Raw genomic sequence first — 17527 nt, forward strand, 5'->3', positions numbered from 1 at the left:
TCCCACAGCCAGTAGCCCACCTGGTCGTGGTAGGTCTTCACCTGGTCGGGCTTGGTCACGTGCGTGTGGTAGCGCAGCCCGTACAGCAGCTGCGGCCCGTTGGTCTGCGGGTCGATCGGCTGCAGCTCGATGCGCTCGACATACGCCTGCTTGCGCGGCCCGTCGGCCTTGGGCTTGACGTCCAGCCCGCGCGTGCCCTGCCAGACGCCGGCCATCGGCGCCAGCGGGCCCAGGTTGTTCAGCGTGTGCACGTCGACGTTCGACGGCTCGGTGTAGATGTCGCTCGGGAAGTCGCTCATCGCGGGGCTCGGGCCTGTGGGCTGCACATGGCCTGCGAGCATAGCGCCGGCCGCGGCACAGGTGCCGCGGCCCGGTCCATCCGGAACGGTCAGGCGACGATGTCCGCGCCGTGCAGCGGGTCGACGCCGATCAGCGCGGTGGCGCCGGCAGTCGGGCCCACCGGCCAGGTGCCGTCGGCGAATTGCAGGTTCTCGATGCCGCTCAAAGTGTCGACGCCGTCGCGATCGGCCACCGTGTCGGTGATCTTGTAGGTGTTGTTGCTGCTGTTGAAAGCGATCTGGTAGTCGGCATGGTTGCCGCTGTAGACGGCGGTGTCGTTGCCGGCGCGGCCGATCAGCACGTCGTTGCCGGCGCTGCCGATCAGCACGTCGTTGCCGGCGCTGCCGATCAACCAATCGTCGCCGCTACCGGCGTCGAGCCGATCGTCGCCATCGCCGCCGCGTAGCACGTCATTTCCGTTGCCGGCCGTCAGCTTGTCATTGCCTCCTGCACCGTAAAGGCTGTCATTTCCTGCACCACCGGTCAGCGCGTCCGAACGGTTGGTGCCATTGAGCACCTGCCCCCCGACGCTGGACATGATCGGCAGAGTGATGTCGGCGAACTTCAGAAAGTCGATGGCTTTGAGCGTGTCCGTACCGTCTCGGCCGCTCGTCTTGTCCGTAATCGTGTACTGTGCCAGCGTGCTGTCGTAGGTGATCACGTAGTCCGCAAAAGGACCGCTGTAGACGGCCGTGACCGTTGCGCTCATGCCTCCGCTGAGCACATCATTGCCAGCCCCGCCTGTCAATGTATCGTCGCCATATTTGCCACCGTACAGGCTGTCGTTGCCGGGCGTGCCGATCAGCAAATCGGATGCGTCGGTGCCCAACAAGACCTGACCACCGGGGCTCGCGCCGATCGGAATCAACGCATCGATGAACAGTAAGTTCTCGATATGGCTCAACGTATCGGTTCCGTCACGGCCGCTGACCTTGTCCGTCAGCGTGTATGTGCCCGATGTGGCGTCGAATGTGATCACATACTCGGCGTATCGACCTCGATAGCCAGCCTGGTCTATGCCGCCGCCGCCGTCTATTGAGTCATTGCCGGCGGAGCCGGAGAAGAACTCATTGGAGAGTGTGCCTGTGAGCACGTCGTCGCCCTCAGTGCCGTAAAAGCTACCAAGGTTGGAAGTTGCCAGGCTTCGGTCGGCGAATTCAAGCGTCGAGAAGTTGCTTCCAAGAATGTCTGTGCCGTCGCGCCCGGCAACGCTGTCACTGACGACAAATTGATATGTGTGCGGGTCTCGGCTGATGGTGTATTCCGCCGCATTGCCGCGGAACACGGCCGTGCTGCTTTGCCAACTGCTCAGGAAGTCGTTTCCAGGGCCGCCCGCAATGCGCCATGGTACAGATTGGTCGTTGACAAGGCTGTCGTCACCATCACCACCTTCAAGCAAGGTCGCGCTGGTTTGTGAGCTGTAGTACGTGGCACCGGCACTCTTCGGGCCCGCAGCGATGGTGCCGTCATCGAAGATGAAGGTCTCGATCCCCACGACCGTGTCGGTGCCGAAATTGGCATTCGACACCGTGTAGCGACCGGTGCCTGCGTCGAAAGTAATGACGTAGTCGCCGTAGCGACCGTCGAAGGCGGTCCGATCGTTCCCGTCGCCACCATTCAGTGTGTCGTTTCCCTTGTCGCCGTACAGAAAATCGTCACCACCGCGCCCGAACAGCAGATCGTCACCTTGTCCACCGACCAAGCTATTGTCGGTGTCGTCGGCAATGATGACTATTCCGGTCGCGCCATGTCCTGCCGCCTTGCTGCTGCTCATGCTTCCCGTCCCTAAGAGATCTCGTTCGCCGTTCCTCCGGCGACGCGATGCTAACGAGGGATTTGCGCCTCACACCCCCCGCGAACCGGGTGGGGATGTCTCGCCCAGCAGCCTGCGGCGGATGCGGGCCATGCGCTCGAAGTACGCGGGGGTCAGCAGCAGCCCGGCGACGACCAGGTCGCCGCGCTTGCCGTCGGGCTCGCGCAGGAAGCCGCGCATCGTGCCTTCGATCTCGAAGCCGAGTTTCTGCGCCACCTGGATGGCCGCTCCGTTTTCAGGGTAGAAGTAGGCGGTCAGGCGTTCGAGCTTCAGGCGTTCGGCCAGGAAGCCCAGGGCCAGGTGCGAGGCCTCGGGGCCGACCCAGGGGCTGCAGCCGGGATCGCGGATGCCGATCAGGTACTCGGCGCGCCGGTGGCCCAGCGTGATGTTGGCGATGCTGACGAAGCCGACGCCGCGGCCTTGCGTGCGGATGGTCCAGTGCAGGGCCTGCGCCTCGCCGACGATCGTGGCGTGCTCGCGCGCCAGCAGCGCACGCAGCGCGTCATCGTCCGCCGGCAGCGGCGCGGCCATGCGGTTGAACCTGGCCATGAAGGCGGCATCGGCCCAGCAGGCGCGCACCAGCGACAGGTCGTCCGGCCCGCGCCGGTGCAGGCTGACACGCGGGCCTTCGAGTGGCTGCCACCAGAACGGTTCGTGCTGCCAGCCCAGGTGCAGCAGTTGCGGATCCGGGCGCTCGCGCAGCCGCGCGGCAATCCACTTGCGCGCCTCGTCAAAGCGGCCGGCGCGGCGCAATGCACGAAGCTGATCGGCGGGCGAGGCAGGGGGCGGCGTCACGGCGACGCATGGTATTCGAGGCCTGTCTTGGCCAGGCCCGTGAGGTCGATGTTCGTCGCGTTGAGATCGGTATCGGCCGCCAGCACCGCGAGCTGGCCGATGCTCATGCCACCCTTGAGCAGGTCGACGAAGGGCTGCGCGTCCGCGCTGCTGGGCACGCCGCCGATCACATTGCCCCACAGCAGCTTGACCACGTCGGCCGGCGCGCTCTTGCCGGTGACGGACACCGCCAGCGCGGCCAGGTCGGTGTAGGACATGCCGTCGTCGAGCAGCTTCAGGCCGATGCCGACGTAGTCGCGGTTGGCCACCGCCTTGGCGCCAAACACCGCGCCGATGATGCGGGCCACCTGGCCGGCGTGGCCGGCGTGGCCGTCGAGGTCGAGCGCGACCTGCAGATCGTTGAACTGCAGCCGTTCCACGCTGCTGACGGTGTCGGTGCCATCCGCGCCCGACTGGTCGGCGATGCTGTAGCCGTTGGTGGCGACGGCCACGGCGTAGCGCGAGCGCGGGCCGGCGAAGACCGCGCGGTCCAGGCCCGCGCCGCCGGCGATGAAATCGTTGCCGGGGCCGCCTTGGACCACGTCGTCGCCGCCGCCGGCGTTGATGTAGTCGTTGCCGCTGCCGGCCTGGGTGCGGTCGGCCTTGTCGCCGAGGGTGAACCAGTCGTCGCCGCCGAGCAGGGATTCGAGCAGCCGGTCGACGCGCAGCGTGGTCCCGGCCGACCCCAGTTCGGGCACCGTGCTGCCGCCGGGAAAGGACAGCGTGACCGAAGAGGCATCGGGCAGCACATAGACCGCGCTGCTCAGCGGGCCGAGCCTGCCCTGTGCGTCGAAGCTGCCGTAGAGCTTGAGCGTCGAACCCTGCTTGCTGCCTTCGGGCGTGAAGCTGAGGGCGACCCCTTCGCTGCTGGTGGACGAGACGAAGCCGGTGCTTGGCGACAGGTTGTCGAACGCACTGGCGAGTGATCCGCTGACGATGGCCATGCGCGCGTCCTCAGCCGCCCAGGGTGTAGGGATCGGCGGCCGCGTAGTTGACCTGGTAGCCCAGGTCTTCAAGGCAGCCGACGGTGATGATGCTCAGCGGCATCGGTGGCGCGTTCTCGGCATAGCCGGTCATCAGCTCGGTGTGGAACACGCTCTCCGACCAGTGGCTGCCTGCGGTGCCGCTGCCGCCGCCGGTTTCGATCGGCACCGCGGTGAGGCCGAGGTTGCCGGTGACCTGCCGGTAGGCGTCGACACCGTTGGCGCCGATGTAGTTCGAGCCGCTGATCAGGCCCTTCTGCCGGAACATCGCGCCGTTGATGCCGAGCACATGGCCCATCTCGTGCAGGATCACGCTCTCCAGCGTGCCGTCGGCTTCCATCGCGGCCAAGTCCGCGCTGTCGAACTGCATCATGCCGCGGTAGGCCAGGCCGCTGTCGCTGCTGCTGCGCCAGGCGGTGGCGCCGGCCTGGCCCAGGATGCTGCCGACGCCGTCGATGTTGCTGATCTGTGCTTCGATCAGCAGGTCGTCGATGGTGCCGTATTGCCGGTCGACGACGTTGCTGAGATCGCCGGTGATGATCTGCGACCAGTGTTGCGCCGCCTGGTCGAAGTAGGTCTGGAAGCGCGCGTCGCCGCTGTAGACGATGCGGATCGAAAAGCTGCCGTCGCCGCCATCGCCGCCGCGCTGCTGGGCCGAAAGGCTGTAGCCGCCGGTACCGCCCGATGCCATCTGCGCGGCGAGGTAGTAGGTGCCGCTGGCGGGGGCCAGGTAGCTGATCAGGGCGTTGTTGCCGCCGCCACCGTCGTCATCGCTGGCCAGCAGCGTGCCCTGGGTCGAGTACAGCCCGAGGCGCGGATCATTCTGGCCGCTGCCATTGAGGCGGAATTCGTAGCGCTGGCCGGCGCTGAGGGTGACCGCGAACCAGTCGCTGTCGTTCGCGCTCTCGACATTGCCGCTGGTCGAGCCGCCCACCGCCAGCCTGCCCGTCGTGCCGGTGTTGCCGGCGTAGTCGTCGCTGCCGCCGATGCCGCTGCTGGCGCTGAGGCGGTAGCTGCCGGTCAGGCTGCCGTAGGCGCTGGCCGCCAGGTAGTAGGTGCCGGCGCTCGGGGCGGTGAACTTCAGCAAGGCATTGCTGCCGCTGCCGCTGTCGTCGTCGCGGGCCAGCGAGGCGCCGTTGGCACCATACAGCGTGAGCACCGGGTCGCCGAGGCTCAGGCCGTCCAGCGCAAACGTGTAGGACTGGCCGGCGGCGAGCGTGATCGCGAACCAGTCGGCATCGCTGGCGGTCTCGATGGACCCGGTGGCCGTGCCGCCGACCGCGATTCGGCCGGAGGTGCCGCTGCCGGCGGCGTAGTCGTCGCTGCCGACGCTGGCGGCGCTGAGGCTGTAGCTGCCGGTTTGCGTGCCGGCGGCGCCAGCGGACAGGTAGTAGGTGCCGCTGGTGCCGGGCTGGTAGTTGATCAGGGCATCCAGGCCGCCGCCGCTGTTGTCGTCGCTGGCCAGTGACGTGCCGCTGGCGCTGTAGAGCGTCAGTGCGGCGTCGCCGAGCGTCACGCCGTGCAGCCGGAACTGGTAGGTCTGGCCGGCGTTGAGCGTGATCGCGAACCAGTCCTTGTCGCCGCTGGTTTCCACCGTGCCGCTGCTGCTGCCGCCGGGTGCCAGGCGGCCGCTGGTGCTGCTGTTGGCGGCGAAGTCGTCGCTGACCAGGGCCTGGGCCGCCACGGTGTAGCGGCCGGTGCCGCTGCCGACATCCATCGCGGCCAGGTAGAAGGTGCCGGTGCTCGGCGCGGTGAACTGGATCTGGGCGTTCAGGCCCCCGCCGCTGTCGTCATCGGCGGCCAGCAGATCGCCGTTCGCGGTGAAGACGGCGAACAAGGGGTCGGCGAGTCCGTTGCTCGCGAGCTGGAAGCGGTAGGTCTGGCCGGCGCTGAGGCTGACGGCGAACCAGTCGACATCGTGCGCCGTCTCGATGCTGCCGCTGCTGCTGCCGCCCAGTGCCACGCGGCCGGTGGTCGAGGCATTCGACGCGAAGTCGTCCTGCTGCCGCGCGCTGGCACTCAGCGTGTAGGTGCCGGTCTGTGTGCTGTAGCCTCGCGCCGCGAGGTAGTAGGTGCCGCTCGTGCCGGCATTGAAGCTGATCAGCGCATTCAGCCCGGTGCCACTGTCGTCGTCGGTGCCCAGCAGCGCGCCGTTCGGCGCATACAGCGACAGCGTCGGGTCGACCAGCGAGACCCCGTCCAGCTTGAATTCGTAGCTCTGCCCGGCACTGAGCGAGACCGCGAACCAGTCGACATCGCCCGCCGTCTCGATGCTGCCCCGGCTGGCCTGGCCCACGACCACCTTGCCGCTGGTGCCGCTGTTGGCGGCGAAGTCGTCGGCGACGCGGGTGCTGAAGTTGTAGCTGGTGCTGCCGGCAAAGCCATTGCCGGCCAGGTCCTTCACGCTGCCGGCGGCGAATTCCAGCCGGTAGCCGGTGCCCGGGCTCAGGTCGGCGCTGGGGTTGACGGTCAGCGTGCTGCCGGAAAAGACGAGGTTGCCGCTGCTCGCCGCGTTGTAGGTCTCGACGACGACGCCCGCCGCGGTCTTCAGCACGATGCTGCCGCTGCCGCGCTGCACGTTCTCGCTGAAGGTCAGCTTCAGGTCGGCGCCGACGGCCACGTTGGTCGCCTCGTCCGCCGGGTCGAAGCTCACCACGGTGGGCGGCGTGGTGTCGAAGGCGGCGGCCGAGGCGGCCCGGGTGCCGTCGGCGAACTTGAAGAACTCCACGCCGGTGAGCGTGTCGCTGCCGTCGCGGTCGCTCACTTTGTCCGTTACGGTGTAGCTCGCGGTGGTGGTGTCGTAGCGCACGGTGTAGTCGGCGAACTTGCCGCTGAACACCGCCGTGTCGGTGCCGCCACGGCCGTCGATCCGGTCGTCGCCCTTGCCGCCGCGCAGCGTGTCGTTGCCGCCGTCGGTGCCGCCGATCTGGTTGCCGTAGTCGTTGCCGGTGAGCGTCAGGCCGATGGTGCCGAAGCCCGCCAGGTTCTCGACGTAGGGCAGGGCTTCGAGCGAGTAGCTGAAGGGCACCCAGACCTTGTCGAGCCCGTTGCCCGAGGTCTCCACCACCTGGTCGGCTGGATCGTCGAGCACGTAGGTGTCGTTGCCGGCGCCGCCCTCGAAGCGGTCGACGCCGCCGCGCTTGTCGCCGTCCCAGTCGAAGGTGTCGTTGCCCTTGCCACCGTACAGCGTGTCGTTGCCGGCGCCGCCGTTGAGCATGTCGTCGCCGTCCTGGCCGTCGATGCGATCGTCGAGCGGGCCGCCGTTCAGCGTGTCGGCGCCCGACGTGCCGGTCAGGTTCAGGCCGCCCTCCGTGCCGCCGCCGACCGGCCGCGTGCCGTCGCTGAACTTCAGCAGCTCGACGCCGCTGAGCGTGTCGGTGCCGTCGCGGCCGCTGGTCTTGTCGGTCACCGTGTAGGTGCTGGCGGTGGCGTTGAAGGTGATGGTGTATTCGCCGAACTTGCCGCTGAACACCGCGGTGTCGTTGCCGTCTTCTCCGTAGAGGCTGTCGTTGCCACTGCCGCCGGTCAACAGGTCGTCGCCCTTGCCGCCATAGATGATGTCGTCGCCCTTGCCGCCGGTCAGCGTGTCGTTGTTGCCGGTGCCGTTGATGGTCTGGCCGTTGCTGCTGCCTGCCGGCGTGTGGAACACCACGTCGTCGTAGGCGCTCAGGCCGCCGGGGTCGGTGGCAGTCACCCGCACCGTCAAGTCGCCCGAGTTGGCTGGTGCGGTGCCCAGGAACTTCTGCGTCGCCGGATCGAAGCTCAGCCACGACGGCAGCGGACTGCCATTGGCCTGCCTGGCCGAGTACGTCAATGCATTGCCGTCAGGGTCGGCGAAGGTACCGGCCGGCACCAGGTAGTACAGCAGCGCGCCCTCTCTCCAGTCCAGATCGGGCATCGGCACGGCCACCGTCGGCGCATGGTTGACCGAGACGGCCGTGTCGCGGTCTTCGTAGACCGACAGCGAGTAGTAGCTGTAGTACGAACCCTGGGCCCAGCTGCCATCGACATAGAAGGTGCCGGAGTACGGCGCCCGCCAGCTGAAGATCACGTCCTGCGAGTACAGGCCGCCATCGGACAGCCGGAAGTCGGCCGGATCGTCCGCCTCTTCATTGGCGACGATGGCATTGCCCTGCGCGTCGTAGAGCAGCAGCAGGTAGGGGTCGTAGTAGCTGGTGCTGAAGAAGTCGTAGGTGGCGCCCTCCACCGCGGTGAACCGGTAGAGCGAATGCAGCAACGCATAGGGCTCCAGTCCGCTGGCATTGGCCGAGTAGTCCCAGCCGACCGCGTTGGGGCTGGCCGGGCCGAGGCTCAGGACGCCGGCCCCGGACTTCTGGGCGGATGTCAGGTCGGGCAGATAGTCCAGGGTCGCGTAGGTGGCCATCGGTGTGGTGGCGGATGGCCGCCATCGGCTGAATGCCAATGGATCCTAACGACGAGACTGCTGAAGCACCTCCCCACAAACGAGGAGGCGTGGGCTCAGGCGGTCAGCCGCTCGACACCCTCGAGCCTGCATGCATACACCGCATTGCGCAGCGCGGCGATGGCCTCGTAGCGCGTGAAGCTGCGGCGCCAGGCCAGCACCACGCGGCGGCTGGGCACCGGCGGGGCGAACGGGACGTAGCGCACGTGCTCGGGCAGGTCCTTCGGCACGCTCAGTTGCGGCACCACCGTCACGCCCATGCCCGAGGCGACCATGTGCTTGATGGTCTCCAGCGACGAGCCTTCGAAGCTCTTGCGGATGCCGTCGGCGTCGCTGGAGAAGCGGGCGAACTCGGGGCATACCTCCAGCACCTGGTCGCGGAAGCAGTGGCCGGTGCCCAGCAGCAGCATCGTCTCCTTCTTCAGCTCGTCGGCGCTGATGCTGCTGCGGCGGGCCAGCGGGTGGTGGCTGGGCACGGCGACGACGAAGGGCTCGTCGTACAGCGGCGCGATGGCCAGGCCGGTGTCCGGGAAGGGCTCGGCCATGATCGCGCAGTCGAGCTCGCCGGTGCGCAGCATGTCCAGCAGCTTGACGGTGAAGTTCTCCTGCAGCATCAGCGGCATCTGCGGCGTGCGCCCGATCACCTGCTTCACCAGCTCGGGCAGCAGGTAGGGGCCGATGGTGTAGATAATGCCCAGCCGCAGCGCGCCGTTGAGCGGGTCCTTGCCGCGCTTGGCGATCTCCTTGATCGAGGCGGCCTGTTCGAGCACCGATTGCGCCTGCCGCACGATGGCCTCGCCCAGCGGCGTGACGCTCACTTCGCTGGCACCGCGCTCGAACAGCTTCACATCCAGCTCTTCCTCGAGCTTCTTGATCGCGACGGACAAGGTGGGCTGCGAGACGAAGCAGGCTTCGGCCGCGCGGCCAAAGTGCTTCTCGCGGGCCACCGCGACGATGTAGCGCAGCTCGGTGAGGGTCATGTGCGCAGTTTATCGGCGCGGGCCGCGTGCCCGCGCCGGGTGCCCAAGGTTCATGCCTTCAGATAGTCTGCCTTGGTGTCAAGCCAGCGCGCGACATGCGCCTTCGCGATCTCGGGTTGGTGTTGCAGCAGCTGGCCTGCAGCCTCACGCGCGCAGCGCAGCAGCGCGCCGTCTTCCTGCAGGTCGGCAAAGCGCAGCAGTGCATCGCCACTCTGGCGCGCGCCCATGAACTCGCCGGGACCGCGGATCTCCAGGTCGCGGCGCGCGATCTCGAAGCCGTCGTTCGTCTCGGCCATGGCGCGCAGCCGGTCCTTCGCGGTGGGCGACAGCGGCGTGGCGTACAGCAGCACGCAGACGCTGGCGGCCGCGCCGCGGCCGACGCGGCCGCGCAGCTGGTGCAGCTGCGACAGGCCGAAGCGCTCGGCATGCTCGATCACCATCAGGCTGGCGTTGGGCACGTCGACGCCGACCTCGATCACCGTGGTGGCCACCAGCACCGCCATCGTGCCGCCGCTGAACAGCGACATCACCGCGCTCTTCTCGGCCGCCGGCATGCGGCCGTGCAGCAGCCCGACCATGGTGCCGGGCAGCGCGGCGCTCAGGCGCTGGTGCGTCTCGGTGGCGTTCTGCAGGTCGCTCTTCTCGCTCTCTTCGATCAAGGGGCAGACCCAGTAGACCTGCCGGCCCTGCGCCACTTCGTCGGCGATGCGGGCAATGACCTCGGCGCGGCGGCTGTCGGCGAAAAGCTTGGTCAGCACCGGCGTGCGGCCCGGTGGCAGCTGGTCGATGGTGCTGACGTCCAGGTCGGCGAAGTAGGTCATCGCCAGCGTGCGCGGGATCGGTGTCGCGCTCATCATCAGCAGGTGCGGCTCCAGGGTCTGCAGAGCAAGCTTCCGACGCAGTTCCAGGCGCTGCGCGACACCGAAGCGATGCTGCTCGTCGATGACAGCCAGTCCCAAACGCGCAAAGTGCACGTCCTCCTGGATGACGGCATGCGTGCCGACGACGAGCGCCGCTTCACCCGACGCGACCCGCTCCAGCATCTTCTGCCGCGCCTTGCCCTTGCGGCTGCCGGTCAACCAGGCCACGCCGATGCCCAAGGGCTCCAGCCACTGCACCAGCTTCGCGAAATGCTGCTCGGCCAGGATCTCGGTCGGCGCCATCAGCGCGCATTGCCAGCCGGCGTCGATGGCCACGGCGGCGGCCAGTGCCGCGACCACCGTCTTGCCGGCACCCACGTCGCCCTGCAGCAGCCGGTGCATCGGCTGCGGCCGCGCAATGTCGGCCGCAATTTCCTCGGCCACGCGCTGCTGCGCTGGCGTCAGCTGGAAGGGCAGCGCTGCCAGCAGGCGCTCGTGCAGGCCGCCGGGCTTGCCGCGCAGCATCGGCGCCTTCAGCCGCGCGCGTTCGCGCTGCGCGCTCAGCTGCGAGAGCTGCTGTGCCAGCAGCTCCTCGTACTTCAGCCGTTGCCAGGCCGGGTGGCTGCGGTCTTCCAGCGCGGCCTGCGCGGCCTTCGGTGGCGGATGGTGCAGCCATTGCAGCGCCTCGCGCAGCGGTGGCAGGCCCGGCGGCAATGCCTCGGGCGGCAGCAGCTCCTGCAGCGGCGCGCGGGCCAGCGCGGCGGCCACGGCCTTGCGCAGGTAGGCCTGCGGCAGCTGCGCGCTGCTGGGGTACACCGGCGTCAGCGCGGCCGCCAGCGGCGTGTGCTCGTCCACCGTCCTGAACTGCGGGTGCACCATCTCGCGGCCGAAGAAGCCGCCGCGCGCCTCGCCGCGCACGCGCACGCGCGCGCCGGGGCTCAGCGCCTTCTGGTGCGAGGGGTAGAAGTGCAGGAAGCGCAGCAGCAGCTCGCCGCTGACGTCGGCCACGCGCACCACCAGCTGGCGGCGGCCGCGGGTCTCGATGCGCGCGTCCTGCACCAGCGCTTCGATCTGCGCCGGCTCGCCGTCGCGCAGCGCGGCAATCGCCGTCAGCTTCGTCTCGTCCTCGTAGCGCAGCGGCAGGTGCAGCGCCAGGTCGATGTCGCGCTTCAGGCCCAGCTTCTCCATCGCCCGCTGCGGCGCGGATTTCTCGCGCGGCGCCTGGGGGGCGGGGCTGGGGGCTGCGGGCATGCGCGGCATTCTGCCGCCGCGCCGCGTGGCCCTGGTTTTACTGCCAGTGGACGGGCTGCAGCCCGTAGTAGCCGGCCAGTACGCGGTACAACGCCGGGTACTCGTCGAGCAGCGCGCGCGGCTGCTCGAAGAAGACCTCGGTGGCCACCGCGAAGAACTCGGCCTCGCTGCTGGCGGCGTAGGCGCCCAGGCAGCTGGGAATGCCCTGCGCCAGGCGCCGGTGCAGCTCGGCAAAGGCCGCGCCCAGCACCTGGGCCCATTGCCGCGCATGGGCCTGGCCGGGCATGGCCGGGGCGCCGTTGGCCGGGCCGGTTTCCTGGTCGAGCTGGTGCGCGAACTCGTGCAGCACCACGTTCTGCCCGTCGTCGGGATCGGCGGCACCGTCGCGCACCGCTTCCCAGCTCAGGATCACCTGGCCCTGCTGCCAGGATTCGCCGGCCAAGGTGCGGCGCTGTTCCTGCTGCACGCCGCCGGCCTGCGTGGCGGGCCGGTCGACGACGAAGCTGCCCGGGTACAGCAGCACCTGGCGCAGGTTCGGGAAGTGGCTGGCCGGCGCGGCATTCACCGCGCGGCCCAGCAGCAGCAGCGAGGCCTGTGCGGCAATCGTCACGCGCATCTCGTCGGTGATGGTGAGGCCGCCGCAGCCGATGATCGGCACCTCGGCGAGGAAGGCCTGGATCAGGCCCTTCAAGCGCAGCTGCAGTGGCACCGGCAGCCGCGCCACCTGCGGCACGCGCCGGCGCAGGATGCGGCGCCAGGCGCCCGGGAACGGCGCCGCGGCCCACTGCGCGCGGCGGCGCTCGGCGCGCCAGGTGGCCGTGCCCCACCAGGCCACCAGCAGCAGGGCCAGCCCCGCGAGGATCAGCATCGCCATCGGCCTGGCCCCTTGCTCACGAATCAGGAACAGCGGCAGATGGATCCGCCGCGGCGGGATTCAAGGCCTGCGTTGTAAAGAGACGCTGTCAGCCCGCGTCGAGCTTGCTGCGCAGGAAGGCGCGCAGCTGCCGCGCCAGCGCGGGATCGAGGTCGGCCAGGAAGGCGCGCCGGTCGGCCGGCAGGTGAGCGGTGGCGGCCTCGGCGGGCCCGAAGACATAATGCTCGAAAAGAGCGGCCCAGGCACGCCGCTGCTCGTCCGGCAACGGGCGCAGCGCCAGCACCGCGTGCAGCAGCGCATCCAGCGCCGAGCCCGGCTCGGGTCCGGCCGCCGGCCACCAGTAGTTCACCATCAGGTTGAAGCGGTCCAGCGACTGCACGTGGTGCCACCACAGCGGCGGGATGTACAGCGCGTCGCCCGGCGCCAGATCGGCCACCCAGGCCTGGGCCAGCGCGTTCGCGAAGCGCGGGAAGCGCTGCGCGTCGACCTGCGCGAAGTCGACCAGGCTGATCGGCGTGCCGGTCGGCGCATGGCCCAGCGGGCCGACGTACAGGTCGACTATGCACTCGGGCGGGAACAGCGTGAAGCGGCGTCGCCCGGCCACCACGCAGGCCAGGTTGCGCGATTCGTCGAAATGCGCCGGCGTGACGATGCGGTTGCCCAGCCACAGCCGCGGCGCAACGCCCTCGGGCAGCAGCAGCTGCGGGTGCAGGGCCAGCCAGCCGGGCAGGCAATCGGCGATCAGCGCGCTCTGCACCGCCACCGCGGGCGGATCGTCGAAGTGGCTGTAGCGCAGCAGCTGTTCCAGCACCGCCGAGACCGGCAGCTGGCGCCGCAGGAAGTTGAAGCCCGCCAGCGTGTCGTCGTAGAAGATGCGGCCGCCGCGGCCGGGCGGCACCATCACGGCATCGACCGGCGCGCCGCTGTCCAGCCGGGCCAGCAGCTGGGCCAGTGCCTGGGCGCTGCGGCGGCCCGCGTCCACCGCGGGCCAGTGGGCCACCGCTGCCTCGATGACGGCCGGCCGGTGCGTGGCCACCACCTGCCGTGCGAAGGCCTCGGCATCGGCCACGCGCAGCCGCGGCACGGTGGCCGGGCTCATGACAGGCGCGCGGGCGCTGGCCGCGTCATGGGCCGGCCAGCGACGGGGCCTCGAGGTTCATGGCCTCGGCGCCGATGCGCCGCACCGGGCCCGGCAGCGCGGCCAGCGCCTCGCCGGCGGCTTGGAGGTCGCCGGCGATCACGCCGCGCAGCGCCTGGCCGCGCCAGTGCGTGCGGGCAAAGGTCTGCACCTGCTCGGGCGTCACCGCCATGATCTCGTCGACCGTGTACCGCAGGTCGGCCAGCGGCCGGTTCTGCACCAGCTGCGCGACGACCACCGAGGCCAGGCCGCCGGTGGTCTCCAGCCGGCGCGCGAAGCTGCCGACCAGCGTGGCCTGGCGCGCGGCGAGCTCGTCGGCCGGCGGTGGCGCTTCGGCCAGGCGTTCGATCTCGCCGCGCATCAGCTGCAGCACCTGCGCGGCATTCGGGTGGCTGGTCTGCGTGGCGGCCTGTTCCATGCCGCCGCCCGGGTGGGCTTCGGCCTCGCTGAAGGCGCCGTAGCTCAGGCCGCGCTTGATGCGCACCTCCTGGTTCAGCCGTGCCGAATAGCCGCCACCCAGCACTGCGCTGGCCACCTGGCCGGCGCGCCGGTCCGGCGCATCGGCGGCGACGAAGGGTGCTGCGACCACGACACCGCTCTGGCCGCTGCCGGGCATGTCCACCAGCACCAGCGGGTCGGGCAGCGGCGAGGCCGCGTCGGGGCGTGCGGTGGCATGCGCCCGCGCCGCGCCGCGCCAGCGGCCGAACAGCTTGTCGGCCAGCTGGCGGGCCTGGGCGGGCTCGATGTCGCCGGCCAGCACCAGCACCGTGCGTTCGGGCCGATAGGCTGCTGCATGGAAGGCCAGCACGTCGGCGCGGGTGATGTGCTTCAGGCTGGCCGGCGTGGCGATGCCGCCATACGCACTGTCGCCCCAGAACGCGCGGCGCGCGACCATGCCGGCCACCGCGCCGGGGTCGCCCAGCGTCACGCGCAGGCCGTCGAGCGCCTGGGCGCGGGCGCGTTCCAGTTCGGCGGCGGCCAGGATGGGCTGGCGCACCACATCGGCCACCAGCGCGGCGGCGGCGGCGAGCTTGGGCGTGGTGACGGTCATCGTCAGCGTCGACGAGCGCCAGCCGCTGGCGGAGTCCAGCGAGCCGCCCAGCGCCTCGGCCTGGCGCGCGATCTCGGTGGCCGGCACCGGCTTGCCGCCGCGGCGCGCGCCCTTGGTCAGCAGGCTGGCCGTCATCGCGGCCGTGCCGCTGCGGCCCGGGGGGTCGAACTCGGGGCCGGCGCGCACCAGCACCGAGAGGGTGACCACCGGCGTCTCGTGGCGCGGCGCCACCACCAGCGTCAGGCCGTTGGCCAGCTGCTGCTGCTCGAAGGCCGGCACCACCACCGGCCGCGGCGTCTGGGGCGGCGGCGGCGCATCGACGCCGGGCGTCGCGGCCAGCGCCAGGCCGCTGAACATCGACGTTAGCCAGGCCGCCACCCGCGGCCGCAGGTGCCGGCTCATGACTTGGCTCCCTGGGTGTACTCGATCGTCACGCGCCTGCCTTTCAACATCTGCTTGAGCACCCGCTGCACGTCGGCGCCGCTCACCGCGGACAGCCGCGCGAGCGCGCGGTTGGCATCCTGCGCATCGCCGCGCAGCAGCACCGCACGGCCGATCGCGTCGGCCTTGCCCTGCGGCGTCTCGCGGCCGACCAGCGCGGCCGTGAGCAGCTGCGTGCGCACCTTGTCCAGCTCGGCCGGGCTCGGGCCGGCCTGCGCCAGCCTGCCGATCTCCTGCAGCAGCGCGGCCTCCAGCTGCGCCAGCGGGTGGCCGCTGGCCGCAATGGCGTAGGCCGCCAGCAGGCCGGCATCGGCATACAGCTCGGTCGCGAAGCCGGCGGCCTGCGCCGATTGCGCGCGGTAGACCAGTGCCTCGTTCAGGCGCGACGACTCGCCGGCGGCCAGCAGCGCCGCGGCCACCTGCAGCGCCGCGGCATCGGCAGCCGCGGCCTTCGGGCCCTGCCACAGCAGCGCCACCGCGGGCAGCGGCACGTTCGGCCCCTGCAGCGCCACGCGCCGGTCGCTGGCGCGCTCGGGCTCGACGATGTTGACGCGCGGGATCGCGTCTTCCGGCGTCTTCAGCGGACCGAAATAGCGGTCGACCCAGGCGTCGAGCTGCGGCGGGTCGAAGTCGCCGACGACGATCAGCACTGCGTTGTCGGGCCGGTAGTAGGTGTCGTGGAAGCGCCGCACGTCGTCCAGCGTGGCGGCGTTCAGGTCCTCGATGCTGCCGACCACCGGCCGGCGGTACGGGTGCAGCGCGAAGTTCTCGACCGGCAGCGCGTTGAACAGCCGGCCATAGGGGTCGGCCAGCACGCGCTGGCGCAGCTCTTCCTGCACCACCGCGCGCTCGCTGTCGAAGTTGGCCTGGTCGACGTTGAGGTTGGCCATGCGCTCGGCCTCGGCCCACAACAGGCGCTCGAGGTGGTTGGACGGGATCTCGTTCTGGTAACCCGTCATGTCCTCGGCCGTGAACGCGTTGTTGTTGCCGCCCACGTCCTCGGTCAGGCGGTCGAACATCTCGTTGGGCATGTGCTTGGTGCTCTTGAACATCATGTGTTCGAAGAGGTGCGCGAAGCCCGAGCGGCCTTCCGGATCGTCCTTGCCGCCGACGCGGTACCAGACCTGCACGCTGACGGTGGCGCTGGCCTTGTCGGCCACGCTGATGACCTGCAGCCCGTTGGCCAGGCGCCGCTCGCGCAGCGGCATCGGCGGCAGGCTCAGGGCGGGCGTCGGGGCCGGTAGGGTGGGCGCGGCGCGCGTGGCGGCGCCGGCCGTGCCGACCGGCAGTGCGCCGGCCGAGGCCGCCAGCGCCATCGCTAGGCAGTGGCGGCGGTTGGGTTTCCAGGACATGGGCGCGGGACTCGGCTGTGAAGACGGCGAGGCCGCCATCATCGCCGAAACCCGCGCGCCGATTCAGAAGCCCTCCAGCACGCCCTTGCCGATGGCGCGGCCGCTCTCGATCCACGCATGGGCCTGCTTCAGGTTCGCGGCGGTGATCGGGCCGAAGCGCCGCGTCAGCGTATGGCGCAGCACGCCGGTGTCGATGGCGCGCGCCACCTCGGCCAGCAGCGCGCCCTGCGCGGCGATGTCGGCGGTGCCGAACATCGAGCGCGTGAACATCATCTCCCAGTGCAGCGACAGGCTCTTGCGCTTGAGCGCCATCACGTCCAGTGGTTGGCTCAGCTCGTCCAGCAGCGCCAGCTTGCCCTGTGGCAGCAGCGCCTGCACCAGCGCTGGGTAGTGTTGTTCAGTGTGCGTCAGGCTGGCCACCAGGTGTACGCCCCCCGCCGGTCCCATGCAGCCGATGCGCTGCAGCTCGTCGGCCAGCGGCCGGTGGTGGTCGATGACATGGTGCGCGCCCATCGCGAGCGCCCAGTCCACCGTCTCGGGCCGCGAGGCGGTGGCGATGATCTCCAGCTGCGTGTACTGCCGCGCCAGCTGCACCAGGATCGAGCCGACGCCGCCGGCCGCGCCCATCACCAGCAGGCGCTGGCCGGCGCCGCCACCGGTCTCGGGCCGGCCGGCCTGCGTGGCGGGCCGCACGCCCAGGCGCTCGAACAGCAGCTCCCAGGCGGTGATGCTGGTCAGCGGCAGCGCGGCGGCCTGCGCGAAGTCCAGCGTGGCCGGCATCTTCGCGGCGATGCGCGCATCGACCACCTGGCGCTCGGCATTGCTGCCCGGGCGCTGGATCGCACCGGCGTAGAACACGCGGTTGCCGACCGCGAAGCCCTGCACCTGCGCACCGACGGCCAGCACCGTGCCGGCGGCATCCCAGCCCAGCACCTTGGCCTGGCCGGGCTCCGGCGCGACGCCGGCGCGCAGCTTCACGTCCACCGGGTTCACCGACACCGCCTGCACCGCCACCAGCAGGTCCAGCGGGCCGGGCACCGGTTCGGGCAGGTCGAGGTCGAGCAGCGCGCGCTCGTCGCTGAGCGGCAGGTTCTGGTGGTAGCCGACGGCTTTCATGAGGGGCTCCTTGAAGCAGGGGTGGATGCGCTCACTGTGCCGGCCCGGCGCGATCGGAACCAGCCGTGCGAG

Annotated in this window: 12 protein-coding genes; all 12 read right to left on the reverse strand. The window is 70.2% G+C overall.

Going from position 1 to position 17527, the window contains the following annotated elements:
- Positions 1 to 299 (reverse strand): heme-binding beta-barrel domain-containing protein (locus tag ACILR4_RS20425; protein WP_395702716.1); only part of this gene is annotated, 299 nt, incomplete at its 3' end.
- An 89-nt stretch (positions 300 to 388) separates the two neighbouring features.
- Positions 389 to 2113, reverse strand: coding sequence for a calcium-binding protein (locus ACILR4_RS20430; RefSeq protein ID WP_395702717.1), 1725 nt, complete (start codon positions 2111 to 2113; stop codon positions 389 to 391).
- A 69-nt stretch (positions 2114 to 2182) separates the two neighbouring features.
- Positions 2183 to 2947 (reverse strand): GNAT family N-acetyltransferase, encoded by a 765-nt coding sequence (locus ACILR4_RS20435; RefSeq protein WP_395702718.1) that lies wholly within the window; start codon positions 2945 to 2947, stop codon positions 2183 to 2185.
- On the reverse strand, positions 2944 to 3930 hold the full coding sequence (locus ACILR4_RS20440) for a hypothetical protein (RefSeq protein ID WP_395702719.1): 987 nt from the start codon (positions 3928 to 3930) through the stop codon (positions 2944 to 2946). The genes ACILR4_RS20435 and ACILR4_RS20440 overlap by 4 nt, the downstream gene beginning before the upstream one ends.
- Before the next feature lie 10 nt (positions 3931 to 3940).
- On the reverse strand, positions 3941 to 8353 hold the full coding sequence (locus ACILR4_RS20445) for a pre-peptidase C-terminal domain-containing protein (RefSeq protein WP_395702720.1): 4413 nt from the start codon (positions 8351 to 8353) through the stop codon (positions 3941 to 3943).
- Between the two features lie 95 nt (positions 8354 to 8448).
- The gene (locus tag ACILR4_RS20450; RefSeq protein WP_395702721.1) at positions 8449 to 9372 is read right to left on the reverse strand and encodes a LysR substrate-binding domain-containing protein; all 924 of its coding nucleotides are present in this window, start codon (positions 9370 to 9372) and stop codon (positions 8449 to 8451) included.
- 50 nt (positions 9373 to 9422) lie between these two features.
- On the reverse strand, positions 9423 to 11492 hold the full coding sequence (gene recG, locus ACILR4_RS20455) for an ATP-dependent DNA helicase RecG (RefSeq protein WP_395702722.1): 2070 nt from the start codon (positions 11490 to 11492) through the stop codon (positions 9423 to 9425).
- 28 nt (positions 11493 to 11520) lie between these two features.
- Positions 11521 to 12357: a zinc-dependent peptidase gene (locus ACILR4_RS20460; RefSeq protein ID WP_395702723.1), complete on the reverse strand. Its 837-nt coding sequence runs from the start codon at positions 12355 to 12357 to the stop codon at positions 11521 to 11523.
- 88 nt (positions 12358 to 12445) lie between these two features.
- Complete coding sequence (locus ACILR4_RS20465) at positions 12446 to 13456, reverse strand: cupin-like domain-containing protein (protein ID WP_395702724.1); 1011 nt, start codon at positions 13454 to 13456, stop codon at positions 12446 to 12448.
- 25 nt (positions 13457 to 13481) lie between these two features.
- The gene (locus ACILR4_RS20470) at positions 13482 to 14948 is read right to left on the reverse strand and encodes a M16 family metallopeptidase (RefSeq protein WP_395702725.1); all 1467 of its coding nucleotides are present in this window, start codon (positions 14946 to 14948) and stop codon (positions 13482 to 13484) included.
- Positions 14945 to 16339 carry a M16 family metallopeptidase gene (locus ACILR4_RS20475; RefSeq protein ID WP_395702726.1) on the reverse strand — a complete coding sequence of 465 codons (1395 nt, stop codon included), beginning with the start codon at positions 16337 to 16339 and terminating at the stop codon, positions 14945 to 14947. The genes ACILR4_RS20470 and ACILR4_RS20475 overlap by 4 nt, the downstream gene beginning before the upstream one ends.
- A gap of 63 nt (positions 16340 to 16402) precedes the next feature.
- Positions 16403 to 17455: a zinc-binding alcohol dehydrogenase family protein gene (locus tag ACILR4_RS20480; RefSeq protein ID WP_395702727.1), complete on the reverse strand. Its 1053-nt coding sequence runs from the start codon at positions 17453 to 17455 to the stop codon at positions 16403 to 16405.
- Positions 17456 to 17527: the final 72 nt, after the last annotated feature.

It is taken from the genome of Aquabacterium sp., assembly GCF_044226965.1.
Classification (GTDB): Bacteria; Pseudomonadota; Gammaproteobacteria; order Burkholderiales; family Burkholderiaceae_C; genus Pseudaquabacterium.

Excerpts from the sequence above, each read along its gene's own strand:
- ACILR4_RS20440 (WP_395702719.1), bottom strand. The coding sequence starts at position 3,930 with ATGGCCATCGTCAGCGGATCACTCGCCAGTGCGTTCGACAACCTGTCG.
- ACILR4_RS20465 (WP_395702724.1), bottom strand. The coding sequence starts at position 13,456 with ATGAGCCCGGCCACCGTGCCGCGGCTGCGCGTGGCCGATGCCGAGGCC.
- ACILR4_RS20460 (WP_395702723.1), bottom strand. The coding sequence starts at position 12,357 with ATGGCGATGCTGATCCTCGCGGGGCTGGCCCTGCTGCTGGTGGCCTGG.
- recG (WP_395702722.1), bottom strand. The coding sequence starts at position 11,492 with ATGCCGCGCATGCCCGCAGCCCCCAGCCCCGCCCCCCAGGCGCCGCGC.
- ACILR4_RS20470 (WP_395702725.1), bottom strand. The coding sequence starts at position 14,948 with ATGAGCCGGCACCTGCGGCCGCGGGTGGCGGCCTGGCTAACGTCGATG.
- ACILR4_RS20445 (WP_395702720.1), bottom strand. The coding sequence starts at position 8,353 with ATGGCCACCTACGCGACCCTGGACTATCTGCCCGACCTGACATCCGCC.
- ACILR4_RS20450 (WP_395702721.1), bottom strand. The coding sequence starts at position 9,372 with ATGACCCTCACCGAGCTGCGCTACATCGTCGCGGTGGCCCGCGAGAAG.
- ACILR4_RS20475 (WP_395702726.1), bottom strand. The coding sequence starts at position 16,339 with ATGTCCTGGAAACCCAACCGCCGCCACTGCCTAGCGATGGCGCTGGCG.
- ACILR4_RS20430 (WP_395702717.1), bottom strand. The coding sequence starts at position 2,113 with ATGAGCAGCAGCAAGGCGGCAGGACATGGCGCGACCGGAATAGTCATC.
- ACILR4_RS20480 (WP_395702727.1), bottom strand. The coding sequence starts at position 17,455 with ATGAAAGCCGTCGGCTACCACCAGAACCTGCCGCTCAGCGACGAGCGC.